Annotated in this window: 10 protein-coding genes; 3 read left to right on the forward strand and 7 right to left on the reverse strand. The window is 69.1% G+C overall.

From position 1 onward, the window contains the following. Positions 1-143 precede the first annotated feature (143 nt). Entirely contained in the window at positions 144-1910 is a 1767-nt protein-coding gene (gene arc, locus OG485_RS11040) for a proteasome ATPase (RefSeq protein ID WP_326788767.1), read from the reverse strand. 253 nt (positions 1911-2163) lie between these two features. Here arc and OG485_RS11045 point away from each other — a divergent pair, with 253 nt between their 5' ends. Further along, on the forward strand, positions 2164-2469 hold the full coding sequence (locus OG485_RS11045) for a ferredoxin (RefSeq protein ID WP_326788766.1): 306 nt from the start codon (positions 2164-2166) through the stop codon (positions 2467-2469). A gap of 98 nt (positions 2470-2567) precedes the next feature. On the opposite strand, the gene OG485_RS11050 is transcribed toward OG485_RS11045, so the two are convergent. The 3 genes from OG485_RS11050 to OG485_RS11060 form a co-directional block, all read right to left on the reverse strand. Beyond that, positions 2568-3143, reverse strand: a complete 576-nt coding sequence (locus OG485_RS11050; RefSeq protein WP_328667881.1) for a hypothetical protein — start codon at positions 3141-3143, stop codon at positions 2568-2570. Between the two features lie 774 nt (positions 3144-3917). Continuing rightward, complete coding sequence (locus tag OG485_RS11055) at positions 3918-4820, reverse strand: tRNA (adenine-N1)-methyltransferase (protein ID WP_266756841.1); 903 nt, start codon at positions 4818-4820, stop codon at positions 3918-3920. A 41-nt stretch (positions 4821-4861) separates the two neighbouring features. Further along, a complete protein-coding gene (locus tag OG485_RS11060; RefSeq protein ID WP_328667882.1) occupies positions 4862-6574 on the reverse strand; it encodes a site-2 protease family protein in 1713 nt (570 codons plus the stop codon). Between the two features lie 175 nt (positions 6575-6749). On the opposite strand from OG485_RS11060, the gene OG485_RS11065 reads away from it, so the two are divergent. Together OG485_RS11065 and OG485_RS11070 are read left to right on the forward strand one after the other, a co-directional pair. After that, entirely contained in the window at positions 6750-7661 is a 912-nt protein-coding gene (locus OG485_RS11065; RefSeq protein WP_328667883.1) for a RecB family exonuclease, read from the forward strand. A gap of 38 nt (positions 7662-7699) precedes the next feature. Continuing rightward, the gene (locus OG485_RS11070; RefSeq protein WP_328667884.1) at positions 7700-8371 is read left to right on the forward strand and encodes a response regulator transcription factor; all 672 of its coding nucleotides are present in this window, start codon (positions 7700-7702) and stop codon (positions 8369-8371) included. 271 nt (positions 8372-8642) lie between these two features. On the opposite strand, the gene OG485_RS11075 is transcribed toward OG485_RS11070, so the two are convergent. From OG485_RS11075 to metH, 3 genes are all read right to left on the reverse strand, one after another. Continuing rightward, a complete protein-coding gene (locus OG485_RS11075; protein WP_328667885.1) occupies positions 8643-10247 on the reverse strand; it encodes an ABC transporter substrate-binding protein in 1605 nt (534 codons plus the stop codon). Between the two features lie 464 nt (positions 10248-10711). After that, positions 10712-11413, reverse strand: a complete 702-nt coding sequence (locus OG485_RS11080; RefSeq protein ID WP_328667886.1) for an HAD family hydrolase — start codon at positions 11411-11413, stop codon at positions 10712-10714. Between the two features lie 139 nt (positions 11414-11552). Then, positions 11553-15080 carry a methionine synthase gene (gene metH, locus OG485_RS11085; RefSeq protein WP_328667887.1) on the reverse strand — a complete coding sequence of 1176 codons (3528 nt, stop codon included), beginning with the start codon at positions 15078-15080 and terminating at the stop codon, positions 11553-11555. Positions 15081-15204 lie beyond the last annotated feature (124 nt).

Here is a 15204-nt window from a genome sequence, read left to right on the forward strand (position 1 = left end):
TGCGCGACTCGGCGGTACGAAAGAGCCTAGAACGCCACTGCGCTGGTGGGGAGATCATTTGCGTCATTGCTGTGCTCCGGCCTTGTCCTGAAAAACAGTCGGCTGCGGATACCCGTCGAGGGCACCCGCAGCCGCCCTGTCTTTTACAGGTATTGACCGGTGTTGGCCACCGTGTCGATGGAGCGTCCGGTGTCCGCGCCCTGCTTTCCGGTGATGAGCGTACGGATATAGACGATCCGTTCGCCCTTCTTTCCGGAGATCCTGGCCCAGTCGTCCGGGTTGGTGGTGTTGGGCAGGTCCTCGTTCTCCTTGAACTCGTCCACGCATGCCTGGAGGAGGTGGGAGACCCGGAGGCCCTTCTGGCTGTGCTCCAAGAAGTCCTTGATGGCCATCTTCTTGGCGCGGCCGACGATGTTCTCGATCATGGCGCCGGAATTGAAGTCCTTGAAGTAGAGGACTTCCTTGTCACCGTTGGCGTAGGTGACCTCCAGGAAGCGGTTCTCCTCCGATTCGGCGTACATCTGCTCCACGGCTGTCTGGATCATGCCGTGGACGGTGGCCGCCCTGTCGCCGCCGTGCTCTCCCACGTCCTCGGGGTGCAGCGGGAGACGCTCGGTGAGGTACTTCTGGAAGATGTCCTTCGCCGCCTCGGCGTCCGGGCGCTCGATCTTGATCTTCACGTCGAGCCGGCCGGGCCGCAGGATGGCGGGGTCGATCATGTCCTCACGGTTCGAGGCACCGATCACCACCACGTTCTGCAGGCCCTCCACGCCGTCGATCTCGGCGAGGAGCTGCGGGACGATGGTGTTCTCCACGTCCGAGCTGACGCCTGATCCACGGGTGCGGAAGAGGGACTCCATCTCGTCGAAGAAGACGATGACGGGTGTGCCCTCGCTGGCCTTCTCCCGGGCACGCTGGAAGATGAGCCGGATCTGCCGCTCGGTCTCACCGACGTACTTGTTCAGGAGCTCGGGGCCCTTGATGTTGAGGAAGAAGCTCTTGCCGGTGGCCTGTCCGGTCACTTCGGCGACCTTCTTGGCCAGCGAATTGGCCACGGCCTTGGCGATGAGCGTCTTTCCGCATCCGGGGGGCCCGTACAGCAGGACGCCCTTGGGCGGCCGCAGTTCGTGCTCCTTGAAGAGGTCGGGGTAGAGGTACGGGAGCTCGACCGCGTCGCGGATCATCTCGATCTGGCCGCCCAGACCGCCGATCTGCTCGTAGCCGATGTCCGGGACCTCTTCGAGGACGAGTTCCTCGACCTCGCTCTTGGGAACGATCTCGTAGACGTAGCCGGAACGGGGTTCGAGGAGCAGGGCGTCCCCGGGACGGATATTGACGTCCAGGAGCGGCTCGGCGAGCCGGACCACCCGTTCCTCGTCGGTGTGCCCCTGCACGAGGGCGCGCTCGCCGTCCTCCAGGATCTCCTTGAGGGTGACGATCTCGCCGACGCTCTCGTACTCCATGGCCTCGACCACGTTGAGGGCTTCGTTGAGCATCACTTCCTGGCCGCGCCTGAGCTCGTCGAGCTCGACGCTGGGGCTGACGTTCACCCGGAGCTTGCGGCCCCCGGTGAAGATGTCGGCCGTGCCGTCCTCGTTCGCCGTGAGGAAGACACCGAAGCCGGCCGGCGGCTGTGCGAGCCGGTCGACCTCCTCCTTGAGGGCCACGATCTGGTCGCGGGCCTCACGGAGTGTGTTCGCCAGTCGTTCGTTCTGTGCGGACACGCCTGCCAGGTTGGTCTGCAACTCGACGATCCGCTCTTCGAGAATCCTCGTGTGTCGCGGAGAGTCGGCGAGCTTGCGTCGCAGGACGGCGATCTCCTGCTCAAGGTAGGCAATCTGCCCGGCGGGGTCATCGGACCCTCTTCCCGGGCGGATGCCGCGGTTCATGTCGTCGTCGTGGGCTGCCACGGTCCTCACCTCCTCCAAGGGGAGCTGGACGCTTCCAGACCCTACCTGGGTGGGTGTCGATTGAAACCCCTAGATCACAAAGACTGTCGGGGTGTGTCCGATCTTCACCCTTGCGCTCTCCCTCACGCCAGGGGAATACCCACCGAACATGCTTGGGAAGCGGACGGAGGTAGGGTCGAAGTGTTCAACACCCGTCAGAGCTGGCCCGATTCCCCAGTCTTCGGTCCGCTCGACGCAGAAAACGGCAGGAGAAATGACCGTGCAGCAGGAGGCCGGAGTCGACGGCGAGGCGCTTGAGGTCTGGATCGACCAGGATCTCTGTACCGGCGACGGGATCTGTGTCCAGTACGCGCCCGAGGTCTTTGAGCTGGACATTGACGGCCTGGCCTATGTGAAGAGCGCCGAGGACGAGCTTCTGCAGGCCGTGGGGGCCACAACGCCCGTGCCCCTGCCGCTTCTGCGCGATGTGGCGGACTCGGCGAAGGAGTGTCCGGGGGACTGCATCCATGTCCGTCGCGTTTCGGACAAGGTCGAGATCTTCGGTCCCGACGCGGAGTGACCGTCAGGGCACCCCGCGTCATCGCGTGACCGGTTCCTCGCACCCTCCGCGTCGCGGAGGGTGTTGTCTTTTGTTCGGGTCTTGCGCCGGGGGCGCGTTCAGGCACCGCGTGCTTCGGACGGTGTCGAGCGGATGAACGCGCCGTTCTTCCACTGCCACTTGGCGTTCTGCCTCAGGTCGGGGCAGCAACTCGGTACGTCGGCCGAGGAGTAGCCGAGCAGTGTGGCGGTGACGTCTCCGTCGCTGACCGCGAAGTCCGTGACGCTGAGGCGGTCCTTGGGGTCGATCAGGGTCGCGACGACCCGGGGCCGCTGTGCTCCCTCGGCCTGGGTGAGGACGTAGACGCCGCTGGGCGGGGTGCCCGAGCCGGCGTCGCAGCGGACGACGGCCACGGTCTCCGGGCGGCCGTCGCCGTCCAGGTCTCCGGAGGCCTTCTTCTCGACGAGGACCTTGACGGGTCCGCAGACGATCGGGAAGTCGACGCCGGTCGGGTCGGGGGCTGCCGCCGGTGCCGTCGCCGTGCTGGGTCCTGCGCCGGGCTGGGCCGCCCTCGCCGGGTCGGGCTGGGCGAGGGAGGACAGCGCCACGACTCCGGCGATGGCGGTGGCCGTGGCGACCCACTGGATGGGGCTGGTCTGTGTGTGTGCCAGTTCCGGGACAACGGATTGCTGCACTTGGGGTTTCTCCCGCGAGGGCTGTGCCGGTGGGGTGGGTGTCCCGCATGGTGCCACACGTCACAGGCTGGTGGAACGGCGGGGTCCGGACTTGTGAGGCGTTCCGGCGCGGTCTTCGGCGGGGCCTCTGCACGGCTCCGGCCGAGACGCCGGGAGGGGTCCGGAGGGGCGCGCTGTCCGCCGGGTCCCGGCGGACCGTGGCGCTGCGGTCAGGGGCATGGAGGGCCGGTCGGGGCTCGGGTGCGATGCGGTCCGGGGACGCGTGCGTGAGGGGCGGGTACGGGGCTGCCCGTCGGGCGGGGGCGGCGTCGGCCGCTCACGGGCTGCGGGCCGGCGGCGACTGCGGGCCGGCGGCGCTGCCTCAGGCCCGATGCCCGGCCGGAGACAGTGCCGGAGGAGCTCCGGCGTCGCTCCACCGCGGCCCTGCGGCAGGTACGTGCCGTGGGCATTCCGGGAGGCACTCCAGAAGGCCTGTCGGCGTGCTCCGCGGGCACCCCGCCCCCCGGCCCGCCGGCAGACCGCCGGGGTTTCGCCCGGCGCACCTGGTTGCCTCTTGGCCGACCTTGCCCGTGGACTTCACGGCCCGTCGGCTGCCTGGCGAACGGCCTTGTGAACGGTCCGTCGGCCGGGCTCGGGAGGCTGGTCGCCTCGGCTTCCCGGGGCCGTCCACCGGTTTCTGGTGGCGGGTCAGCCGGTGTGTCAACGCGGAAGCGCTGTGGCCGAGTTCCCGGAGGGTTCCGGGAACTCGGCCACAGGCGTGATGCGTTGGGTCCGTCAGCGGGCGGCGCCGCCGTCGGCGTTGGGACCGGAGTAGTCCTCGCCGTACGCGCCCTTGGCGGGGCGGCGGCGGCGCATGGGCGGCTCGACGCCGTCCGCGAGGCGGCGGGCGGTCAGCAGGAAGCCGGTGTGGCCGATCATGCGGTGGTCCGGGCGGACGGCCAGGCCCTCGATGTGCCAGTTGCGGATCATCGATTCCCAGGCGGTCGGCTCGTTGAAGCAGCCGATCTCGCGGATGGATTCGACGGTCCGGGCGAGCTGGGTGGTCGTCGCCACGTAGCAGCAGAGGATGCCGCCGGGGACGAGTGCCTTGGAGACGGCCTCCAGGCACTCCCAGGGAGCGAGCATGTCGAGGATGACCCGGTCGACGTCGGTGTCGCTCAGGTTGTCCTGGAGGTCGCCGACGGTGAGCTGCCAGGCGGGGTGGGGTCCGCCGAAGTAGCGCTCCACGTTCTGCTGGGCGATCTCGGCGAAGTCCTCGCGGCGCTCGTAGGAGTGCAGCATGCCCTGGTCGCCGATGGCGCGCAGCAGGAAGCTGCTCAGCGAGCCGGAGCCGACTCCCGCTTCCACGACGCGGGCGCCGGGGAAGATGTCGGCGAAGGCCAGGATCTGCCCCGCGTCCTTGGGGTAGACCACGGCGGCACCGCGGGGCATGGACAGGACGTAGTCGGGGAGCAGGGGGCGCAGCGCGAGATAGGCGACGTTTCCCGTGGTGCGGACAACGCTGCCCTCGGGAGCGCCGATCAGCTCGTCGTGGGGGAAGGAACCCTTGTGGGTGTGGAAGTTCTTCCCGGCCTCGAGCGTGAACGTGTAGTGGCGGCCCTTGGGGTCGGTCAGCTGAACCTGGTCCCCGACCTTGAAGGGCCCGCGCCTGCGGGCGGCACCGGTCGGTTCGGACATGTGAACAGCCTACCGGTCCCCGGCGGGGCCGCCGACCACGGTCAGGAGGGGCGGGCCATGGCTTTGACGAAGGCGCGTTCGACGTCGGCGGCGGACAGGACGCCGTAGATCTCGCCGGAGTCCTCGACGACGAGGTATTCGGTGGCGGGGCTGGCGCGCAGGACGTCGAGGAGGTCCTCTCCGGCGAGTTCGGCGGAGATCCGCATGCCGTCGGTGAGGTCCTGGGCGAGGCCGCTGACGGCGACCCAGGGGCGGCGGTGTTCGGGGACGCCGACGATGGCGGCTTCGCGGACCAGGGAGAGGGGTTCGCCGTCGGCGTCGACGACGACGAGTGCGCGGGCGCCGACGTCGTTGGCTCGGCGCAGTGCCTCGGAGAGGGGGGTGGCGGTCTCGACGGGGACGGCGCGGCGGGTGAGGGAGCGGGCACGCAGTTCCGGCAGGTGTTCGCGCAGGCGGGCCGTGCGGAGGCTGTTGCCGGCGCCGGTCCAGATGATGGCCGCGAGGATGGCGGCGAGGAGGGCGTCGGTGATGGTGTCCATGCTGCCGACGTTCTCGGGGGCTGCGCCGAGTGTCCCGGACTGGGTGAGGAGGGGCAGTCCGATGAGTACGGAGACGGCGAGGGCGCGGCCGACCCATGCGGCGGCGACGGTGCCGCTCATGGCTCTGCCGGTGATCTTCCAGACGACGGCGCGGAGCATGCGTCCGCCGTCGAGGGGGAGGCCGGGGAGGAGGTTGAAGGCGGCGACGATGAGGTTGGAGATCATCAGGCCGGCGAGCAGGACGCCGGGGACGGTGCCGGGCTCGACGGGCAGCGTGGCGAGGTAGAAGAGGCCGGACAGGACGAGGGAGAGGAGGGGGCCGACGAAGGCGAGGACGAACTCGCGGCCGGGGGTCTCGGCTTCCTTCTCGATTTCGGAGACGCCGCCGAAGAACTGGAGCTGGATGCGGCGGACCGGGAGTTCGAAGCGGAGGGCGGCGACGGTGTGGGCGAGTTCGTGGACGAGTACGGAGGCGTAGAAGGCGACGGCGAAGAAGAGGGAGACGAGGTAGCGGGCTGCGCCGAGTTCGGGCAGGACGCGGTCGAGCTGGCCGCCGAAGACCCAGGTGATCAGGGCGGCTACGAGGAACCAGCTGGGTGCGACGTACACGGGTACGCCGAAGGGCCGGCCCATGAGGAGTCCGCCGCCGGGTTCCTTGGGCCGGCGCGGGGGGCGTCCTTTGGTGGTGCCGGTGCGACGGGCGCCGGTGAGTCCGTCGTGGTCCTGGCCCTGGACCCGGCCGTAGGCCGGCTCGGAGGGTTCGGAGGGCTGGGAGGGTTCGCCGTGGGCCGCGATCTCCTCGGTGCGCTCGGTGGAGGCGGGTGCCTTCGCGAGGGGGTCGCGGGCCGGTTCGGGGTGGGCCGCGGTCTCGGGCGCGGATGCGGGGGTCGCCTCGGGTCCGGGCCGGCCGCGATCCGTGGTGCTGTCGTGGGGGCCGGTCTCGGGCTGGTCGGGGGCTTCGTCGCCCGGCCGGGGGGTGTCATCGGACCGTGCGGGGGGCTCGCTCGCGGCCCGGGTGCCGGTGTCCGTGCCGGACTGCGTCCGGGTCCGGGAGTCGTGATCGGGGGCCGTGGGGTCCGGCCCGGTGGTCTCGGGCCCTGCCGGTCCGGGGTGCGCGCCGGAGGCCGGACCGGTGGAGGCCGGGGGCCTCCCGTGGCGCTCGGTCGCCTCGCCGGTGCCGGACCGCGGCTGCCCGCTCCCGCCGCTCTCGTCCACGATGTCCCCTCGTTCGAAGCGTCCCCCGCCCCCGGTTCATGCGGAGCGGGAGGGTCTGGGTCGATGGTATGCGGCCGTCGCGGTGCGTTCCGCCCCGGCACCCCTTCTGTTTTGCGTGCCGTCGTGCCCGCCGGGACCGGTTCGCTGTCGGTGGCGGGCCGTATGGTCTGTTGTCATGGAAACCAGCACCGAGGGCGCCGTGCCCGAAGAAGCGGCCGTGACCGGCGGGGCCGTCGCCGACGGTCCGGCTCCCGTGGTCGCGCGCGCGCCCGCCTCGCTGTCGCCCTCGCGTGCCAGTGACTTCATGCAGTGTCCGTTGCTGTACCGGTTCCGGGTGATCGACAAGCTGCCGGAGAAGCCGAGTGAGGCGGCGACCAGGGGGACGCTGGTGCACGCGGTCCTGGAGCGGCTGTTCGACGCGCCGGCCGTGGACCGGACGGCACCGCGTGCCAAGTCGTTGATCCCCGCGCAGTGGGACCGGTTGCGGGAGACGAAGCCGGAGGTCGTGGAGCTGTTCGCGGACGACCCTGAGGGCGAGCGGCTGGCGCGCTGGCTGTCCGAGGCGGAGCGGCTGGTGGAGCGCTGGTTCACGCTGGAGGACCCGACGCGGCTGGAGCCGGCCGAGCGGGAGCTGTTCGTGGAGGCGCGGCTGGATTCCGGGCTGACGTTGCGCGGGATCATCGACCGGGTCGATGTGGCGCCGTCGGGCGAGGTCCGGATCGTGGACTACAAGACGGGGAAGGCGCCGCGGCCCGAGTACGCCGAGGGTGCTCTGTTCCAGATGAAGTTCTACGCGCTGGTGGTGTGGCGGCTGAAGCGGGTGGTTCCGCGCCGTCTGCAGCTGGTCTATCTGGGCAGCGGTGACGTGCTGACGTACGACCCCGAGATCGGGGATCTGGAGCGGGTCGAGCGCAAGCTGCTCGCACTGTGGGACGCGATCCGGGAGGCGACGGAGACGGGTGAGTGGCGGCCGCGTCCCACGAAGCTCTGCGGCTGGTGTGATCACCAGGCGGTGTGTCCGGAATTCGGTGGTACTCCCCCGGTGTATCCGCTCCCGGTCAGGGCGCCCGGGTCGGGCACCGGGTAGCAGGGCAGAATGGGGCCGGACTAGCGAAGGAGACTTACGTGGCCATCCGCGTCCTACTGGTCGACGACCAGCCGCTGCTGCGCACCGGCTTCCGGATGATTCTGGAGGCGGAGCCGGATCTCGCGGTCGTCGGCGAGGCCGGTGACGGTCTCCAGGCACTCGATCAGGTTCGTGCCCTGCAGCCCGATGTGGTTCTGATGGACATCCGTATGCCGCGGATGGACGGTGTGGAGGCGACGCGGCAGATCACCGGGCCGGGACGGGACGGTCCGGCGAAGGTTCTGGTGCTGACGACGTTCGACCTCGACGAGTACGTGGTGGAGGCGCTTCGGGCGGGTGCCAGCGGTTTCCTCCTCAAGGACGCGCCGGCCAATGAGCTGGTGCAGGCGATCCGGGTGGTCGCGGCGGGCGAGGCGATGCTCGCGCCGAGCATCACGCGTCGTCTGCTGGACAAGTACGCGGGTCATCTGCCGTCCGGGGACGATCCGGTTCCGGACACGTTGCACACGCTGACCGACCGTGAGGTCGAGGTGCTGAAGCTGGTGGCGCGCGGTCTGTCGAACGCGGAGATCGCGGCGGATCTGTTCGTCAGCGAGACGACGGTCAAGACGCATGTGGGGCATGTCCTGACGAAGCTGGGGCTGCGCGACCGGGTGCAGGCCGCGGTGTACGCGTACGAGAGCGGGCTGGTGCGTCCCGGGGCGCAGTAGCGCCGGCCGGTACCGGTCTGTCCGAGGCAGCGCGAAGGGCGCCCGTTCCCCTGGGGAACGGGCGCCCTTCGCGTGCGACGGTCAGGTGCGGCGCCCGACGGGACCTCGGACGGTCCCGCGGTGTGCGTGCGGGCATGTGCCACGGCGTGGATGCCCGCACGTGCCGCGGCGTGGCTACGGGCCTGTTCCGCGCCGTCGAAGCCGAAAGACCCGGGACCGTCGGGTCCCGGGTCGGGCCCGGGGCTTCACAGCCCCGGGTCGGATGCTTGGGTCACTCGCTGACGCCGCGGCTCAGCTCCCACAGCTGGAGGGTGGAGGAGGAGTTGAGCGCCCACTCCGAGCCCGTGATGTCGTCACGCGCGGCGATGTACTGCTTGCCCTGCCAGAGCGGGATGATCGGGACATCGTCGGCCACGATGTTCTGGATCTCGGTGAGGCTCTTGGACGCGGTGAGGCGGTCGGCCTCGCGGCGGGAGTCCGGGATCAGGTTGTTGTTGATCTTGCTGTTCACGTACGGCGAGCCAAGGAAGTTGTCCTTGTCGAGGAACGGCGCCAGGTAGTTGTCGGCGTCGGGGAAGTCGGGGAACCAACCCATCCCGTAGACGTCGTAGGCGCCCTTCTGCTCGGCCGGGCGGAACTTGGCCCAGGGGGTGCCCTGGATGTCGACGTCGAAGAGGCCGCTCTTGTTGAGCTGGCTCTTCAGAACCTGGAACTCCTCCGCGGTGACCGCACCGTAGTGGTCGGTCGTGTAGTGCAGGGTCATCTTGACCGGGGTGGTGATGCCGGCCTTGGCGAGCAGCGTCTGGGCCCTGCTGACGCTCGGGTCGCCGTACTTGTTGAAGAAGGCGTTGGCGTGGCCCGTGATGGTCGCCGGGACGAGCGAGTACAGCGGCTCGGCCTGGGAACCGTAGACCTTGGAGACGAGCTCGCCGCGGTTGATCACCTGGGCCATGGCCTGGCGGACGGCCGCCGACTTCACCGACGTGGCGTTGGTGTTGAAGGCCAGGTAGCGGATCTCGAGGCCGGGCATCTCGTTCAGGTTGACGTTGCCACCCGAAGTGTTGTCCAGCTTGTTGATCTGGTCCGGCGTCATCGAGCGCGTCATCAGGTCGATGTCGCCCTTTTCGAGGGCCGCACCCATGGTGTCGGCGTCCGTGAAGGAGCGCAGCTCGACCTTGGAGTTCTTGACCTTCAGCTGACCCTTGTACCGGGAGTTCTTCGTGAAGACGGCCTTGGTGACGGTGTCGTCGCTGGACTCGATCTTCACGCTGTACGGACCGGAGCCGTCCACGGAGAAGCCGTCGCGCAGCTTGCCCTTTTCGTAGTCGTTCGGGTTCACGATGCCGGCGACCGGGGTCGACAGCTTGAACGGGAAGGTCGCGTCGGCGATCTTGAGGTGGAAGATCACCTCGCGGTCGCCGCGGGTCTCGACCGTGTCGATGGTGGACAGCAGGGCGGCCACACCACTGTCGGCATCGAGGGCCCGCGCACGGTCGATGGAGAACTTGACGTCCTTCGCGGTGATCGAGTCACCGTTGGAGAACTCCAGGCCCTCACGCAGGGTGCACGAGTAGCGCTCGTTCCCGCTGTCGGTGAACCCGCACTTCTCGGCCGCCTCGGGCTGGGGCTCGCCGTCACCACGCGGCTGGACCATCAGCGTCTGCACGGTCTGACGCAGGACGTTCCAGGTGCCGACGTCGTACGCGTACGCCGGGTCGAACGGTGCCGGGGCTTCCTTCGACGCGGTGAACTGGTCCGTGGTACCAACAACGATGGCATCGCCGCTGTCGCCCCCGCTGGCGGACCCGCCGCACGCGGCGAGCACTGGGGCGAGCAGGCCGACCACGGCCGGCATCACCAAAGTCTTGCGGTTCATGCTCGTGTTTCTCCAGAGCTGTAGGTTCCGCGAACCGGCATGCAGGGGTGGCGCGGCGGGTCACGGGGTTACGGCGATGTTCTCGCGATGACATTAGTCCGCACCACAGGCTCGGCAATCCGATGCGAGAGCCGTCTTCCGCTCACGCTGCGAAACGGGGCGTGGACGCACCGATAACCCGACACGGGAAGGATTAGTGCAGGGTTTCATCAATCGGGACACAAGGGCACGTCGATGGGTAACGAATGGGCGACGGGGGCACAAGTCGGTCCCACTGTCGACCCTCCGCCACGTGGCGAACGTCACACAGTAAAATTGATTGAGGCTTCCGGAATTAGTCGTTCCGCCCCGATATGCATTCCATCGGGCCCTCGCCCGCGGTTATCACACGGAACGGCCGAGCCCTTTCCGAGCATTCGACTCGGCACGCTGCGTGACGAAAGCGACGACGTTCTGTGATCGTGTCAGTGGGCTTTTGTCATCAGACGATGCAGAAAGGGCAGGTCGACCTCTTCGAGGGAATTCACGACGGTGCGACGGGCGGCCGGGGCGATGGGCGCGACCGAGGGCACCGCGATCACCTGGCAGCCCGCGGCCTCGGCGGAGGCGACACCGGTCGAGGTGTCCTCGATGACGGCGCAGCGTGCCGGTTCGGCGTCGAGCCGGGCGGCCGCGAGGAGGTACGGGTCGGGGAACGGCTTGGTGCGCTCCACCTCGTCGCCCGCGACGGTCAGGTGGAAGAAGTGCGAGCCGATCACGCCCAGGACGCGGTCGATGATCCGCCGGTGCGAGGCGGAGACGAGCGCGGTGGGGATCTCGTGCGCCGCGAGTTCGGCGAGCAGCCGGGCTGCGCCCGGCATCAGCGGCAGGGAGTGGCCGATGCGCTCCTCGAAACCGTCGTTGAGCAGCACGGACAGTTCGGGCAGCGTGATGTCGGCGCCGGTGGCCTCGATGAGGAAACCCGCGCTGCGGGTCATCGGGCCGCCGACCACCACATGGCGCCAGGAGTCGTCCAGCGCGTGTCCGAGAGCCGCGAAGACCGCGACCTCCACGTCCCACCAGAAGCCCTCGGTGTCCACCAGGGTTCCGTCCATGTCGAGGAGCACGGCCTGCAGGGCTGAGCCTTCGGCCGTACGGATTCCGAGCGCGGGGACCGTACTGGTCATCCTGGCGCACCTCCTTGAGGGACGACCAGGCCGGTTGTCCCCTGGAGCGCCAGGGGACAACCGGCCTGCGATGGACCGATAAGTGTACGACTTATCCGATCAGCGTGCGCCGCAGCGCACGCCGCGGCGCGTCGGGACCTCACCGGGCGTTGAAGTACTTGGCCTCGGGGTGGTGGATCACGATGGCGTCGGTCGACTGCTCGGGGTGGAGCTGGAACTCCTCGGAGAGGTGGACGCCGATGCGCTCGGGTTCCAGGAGCTGCGCGATCTTGGCGCGGTCCTCCAGGTTCGGGCAGGCGCCGTAGCCGAGGGAGAAGCGGGCCCCGCGGTACTTGAGGGAGAACATGTCGGCGATCTCGGAGGGGTCCTCCCCCGCGAAGCCGAGCTCGGAGCGCACGCGGGCGTGCCAGTACTCGGCGAGGGCCTCGGCGAGCTGGACGGACAGGCCGTGCAGCTCGAGGTAGTCGCGGTAGGCGTTGGCCTCGAAGAGCTTGGCGGTCTCCTCACCGATCCGGGAGCCGACGGTGACGACCTGGAGGCCGACCACGTCGGTCTCCCCCGATTCCTCGGGGCGGAAGAAGTCGGCGAGGCACAGCCGGCGGCCGCGGCTCTGGCGGGGGAAGGTGAAGCGGGTCCGCTCGTTGCCCTGGTCGTCGAGGATGATCAGGTCGTCGTCCTTGGAGACGCAGGGGAAGTAGCCGTAGACCACGGCGGCTTCCAGCAGGTTGTCGGTCTGGAGGCGGTCGAGCAGCCCGCGCAGTCGCGGCCGGCCCTCGGTCTCGACGAGTTCCTCGTAGGTCGGGCCGTCGCCGGCGCGGGCCTGCTTGAGACCCCACTGCCCCTTGAACAGGGCGCCCTCGTCCAGCCAGGAGGCGTACTCCTTGAGCTGGATGCCCTTGATCACGCGGGTGCCGGTGAAGGGGGCCTTCGGTACGGGGTTGTCGGTGGAGATGTCGGAGCGGACGTGTCCCTCCTGCGGGCGCTCCTCGATCTCGGCGGACGCGGTGGCCCGCACCCGGCGTTGCTTGAGTTCGGGCAGGACCGCGCCGGGCACTCCGCGTTTGACGCCGATCAGGGCGTCCATCAGGCGCAGGCCCTCGAAGGCGTCGCGGGCGTAGCGGACCTCGCCCTGGTAGATCTCGTGGAGGTCCTGTTCGACGTAGGCGCGGGTCAGGGCGGCGCCGCCGAGGATGACGGGGTAGTCGGCGGACATGCCGCGCTGGTTGAGCTCCTCCAGGTTCTCCTTCATGATCACCGTGGACTTGACCAGGAGTCCGGACATGCCGATGACGTCGGCCCGGTGTTCCTGGGCGGCGTCCAGGATCGCGGAGACCGGCTGCTTGATGCCGAGGTTGACGACGTTGTAGCCGTTGTTGGACAGGATGATGTCGACGAGGTTCTTGCCGATGTCGTGGACGTCGCCGCGCACGGTGGCCAGCACGATGGTGCCCTTGCCCTCCGCGTCCGACTTCTCCATGTGCGGTTCGAGGTAGGCGACGGCCGTCTTCATGACCTCGGCGGACTGGAGCACGAACGGCAGCTGCATCTGGCCGGAGCCGAACAGCTCGCCGACCACCTTCATGCCGTCCAGCAGCGTCTCGTTGACGATGTCCAGGGCCGGACGGTCCTGCAGGGCCTCGGCGAGGTCGGCCTCCAGGCCGTTCTTCTCGCCGTCGATGATCCGCCGCTTGAGGCGTTCGTCCAGCGGGAGCGCGGCCAGTTCCTCGGCCTTGCCCGCCTTCAGCGACTTGGTGGTGGCGCCCTCGAACAGCGCCATCAGCTTCTGCAGCGGGTCATACCCCTCGGCCCGGCGGTCGTGGATGAGGTCGAGGGCGGTGGCGACCTCCTCCTCGCTGAACCGGGCGATCGGCAGGATCTTGGAGGCGTGCACGATCGCCGAGTCCAGGCCCGCCTTGACGCACTCGTCCAGGAAGACCGAGTTGAGCAGGATACGGGCGGCCGGGTTGAGGCCGAAGGAGATGTTGGACAGGCCGAGCGTGGTCTGCACGTCCGGGCGGCGGCGCTTGAGCTCGCGGATCGCCTCGATCGTCGCGATACCGTCCTTGCGGGACTCCTCCTGACCGGTGCAGATCGTGAAGGTCAGGGTGTCGATGAGGATGTCGGACTCATGGATCCCCCAGTTGCCCGTGAGGTCCTCGATCAGCCGTTCGGCGATGGCGACCTTGGTCTCCACCGTGCGGGCCTGGCCCTCCTCGTCGATGGTCAGCGCGATCAGCGCGGCCCCATGCTCCCGGGCCAGTCGGGTGACCTTCGCGAACCGGGACTCCGGCCCGTCGCCGTCCTCGTAGTTGACCGAGTTGAGGACCGCACGGCCCCCCAGACGCTCCAGACCCGCCCGCAGCACCGGAACCTCGGTGGAGTCCAGCACGATCGGCAGCGTGGAGGCGGTGGCGAACCGGCCGGCCAGCTCGTCCATGTCCGCCGCCCCGTCCCGGCCGACGTAGTCGACACACAGGTCGAGCATGTGCGCGCCCTCACGGATCTGGTCACGGGCCATCTCCACACAGTCGTCCCAGCGCCCCTCCAGCATCGCCTCGCGGAACTTCTTCGACCCGTTGGCGTTGGTCCGCTCACCGATCGCCATGTAGGCGGTGTCCTGACGGAAGGAGACCGTCTGGTAGAGCGAGGCGGCACCGGGCTCCGGCCGCGGGTCACGCCCGGGGGGCGTAACGCCGTTCACCCGCTCCACCACCCGGCGCAGGTGCTCCGGGGTCGTACCGCAGCAACCGCCCACCAGGGACAGGCCGTAGTCCCGGACGAAGTTCTCCTGGGCGTCGGCCAGCCCCTCGGCGTCGAGCGGGAAGTGGGCGCCGTTCTTCGTCAGGACCGGCAGACCCGCGTTCGGCATGCACAGCAGGGGGATGCGGGAGTGCCGGGTGAGGTAGCGCAGATGCTCGCTCATCTCGGCGGGGCCGGTCGAGCAGTTCAGGCCGATCATGTCGATGCCGAGCGGTTCCAGCGCGGTCAGCGCGGCGCCGATCTCGGAGCCGAGCAGCATGGTGCCGGTGGTCTCGAAGGCCATCGAGACCAGCAGGGGCACCCGGACGCCGGTCGCCTCCATGGCGCGGTGCGCGCCCAGCACGGAGGACTTCGTCTGCAGCAGGTCCTGGGTGGTCTCCACGATCAGCGCGTCGGCGCCGCCCGCGAGCAGGCCCTCGGCATTGGCCTGGAAACCGTCGCGCAGGGTGCCGTAGGAGACGTGGCCGAGCGTCGGCAGCTTCGTGCCGGGGCCGATCGAGCCGAGGACCCAGCGCTGACGGCCGTCGCGGGCACCGAAGGAGTCGGCGACCTCACGGGCGATCCGGGCCCCGGCCTCGGACAGCTCGTGGACGCGCTCGGCGATGTCGTACTCGGCCATCGCCGAGTGGTTCGCACCGAAGGTGTTCGTCTCCACGCAGTCGACGCCCACCTCGAAATACGCCTCGTGCACCGAGCGCACGATGTCCGGGCGGGTGACGTTGAGAATCTCGTTGCAGCCTTCGAGGTTCTCGAAGTCCTCCAGCGTCGGGTCCTGCTCCTGAAGCATCGTGCCCATCGCGCCGTCGGCCACCACCACACGGGTGGCGAGCGCTTCTCGGAGTGCTTCGGTTCGCTTCCGGCCTTCGGAGAGACCGGACGAAAGGGACGGGTTCGGCAACGAGGCCATGAAGGTGCTCCCTGGAGTGCGACGGCTGTCGGCTTTGCGCTTCCCATGGAAGGCGCACGCCGTCAGGGTATCCGGAGCACCGCGGATCAGGCATGGGCGTCCACGACGCGGACGGGCGTGATGT

Origin of the sequence: Streptomyces sp. NBC_00328 (genome assembly GCF_036139655.1) — a bacterium.
GTDB lineage: Bacteria > Actinomycetota > Actinomycetes > Streptomycetales > Streptomycetaceae > Streptomyces.

Excerpts from the sequence above, each read along its gene's own strand:
- OG485_RS11045 (WP_326788766.1), top strand. The coding sequence starts at position 2,164 with ATGACCGTGCAGCAGGAGGCCGGAGTCGACGGCGAGGCGCTTGAGGTC.
- OG485_RS11055 (WP_266756841.1), bottom strand. The coding sequence starts at position 4,820 with ATGTCCGAACCGACCGGTGCCGCCCGCAGGCGCGGGCCCTTCAAGGTC.
- metH (WP_328667887.1), bottom strand. The coding sequence starts at position 15,080 with ATGGCCTCGTTGCCGAACCCGTCCCTTTCGTCCGGTCTCTCCGAAGGC.
- OG485_RS11065 (WP_328667883.1), top strand. The coding sequence starts at position 6,750 with ATGGAAACCAGCACCGAGGGCGCCGTGCCCGAAGAAGCGGCCGTGACC.
- OG485_RS11075 (WP_328667885.1), bottom strand. The coding sequence starts at position 10,247 with ATGAACCGCAAGACTTTGGTGATGCCGGCCGTGGTCGGCCTGCTCGCC.
- OG485_RS11080 (WP_328667886.1), bottom strand. The coding sequence starts at position 11,413 with ATGACCAGTACGGTCCCCGCGCTCGGAATCCGTACGGCCGAAGGCTCA.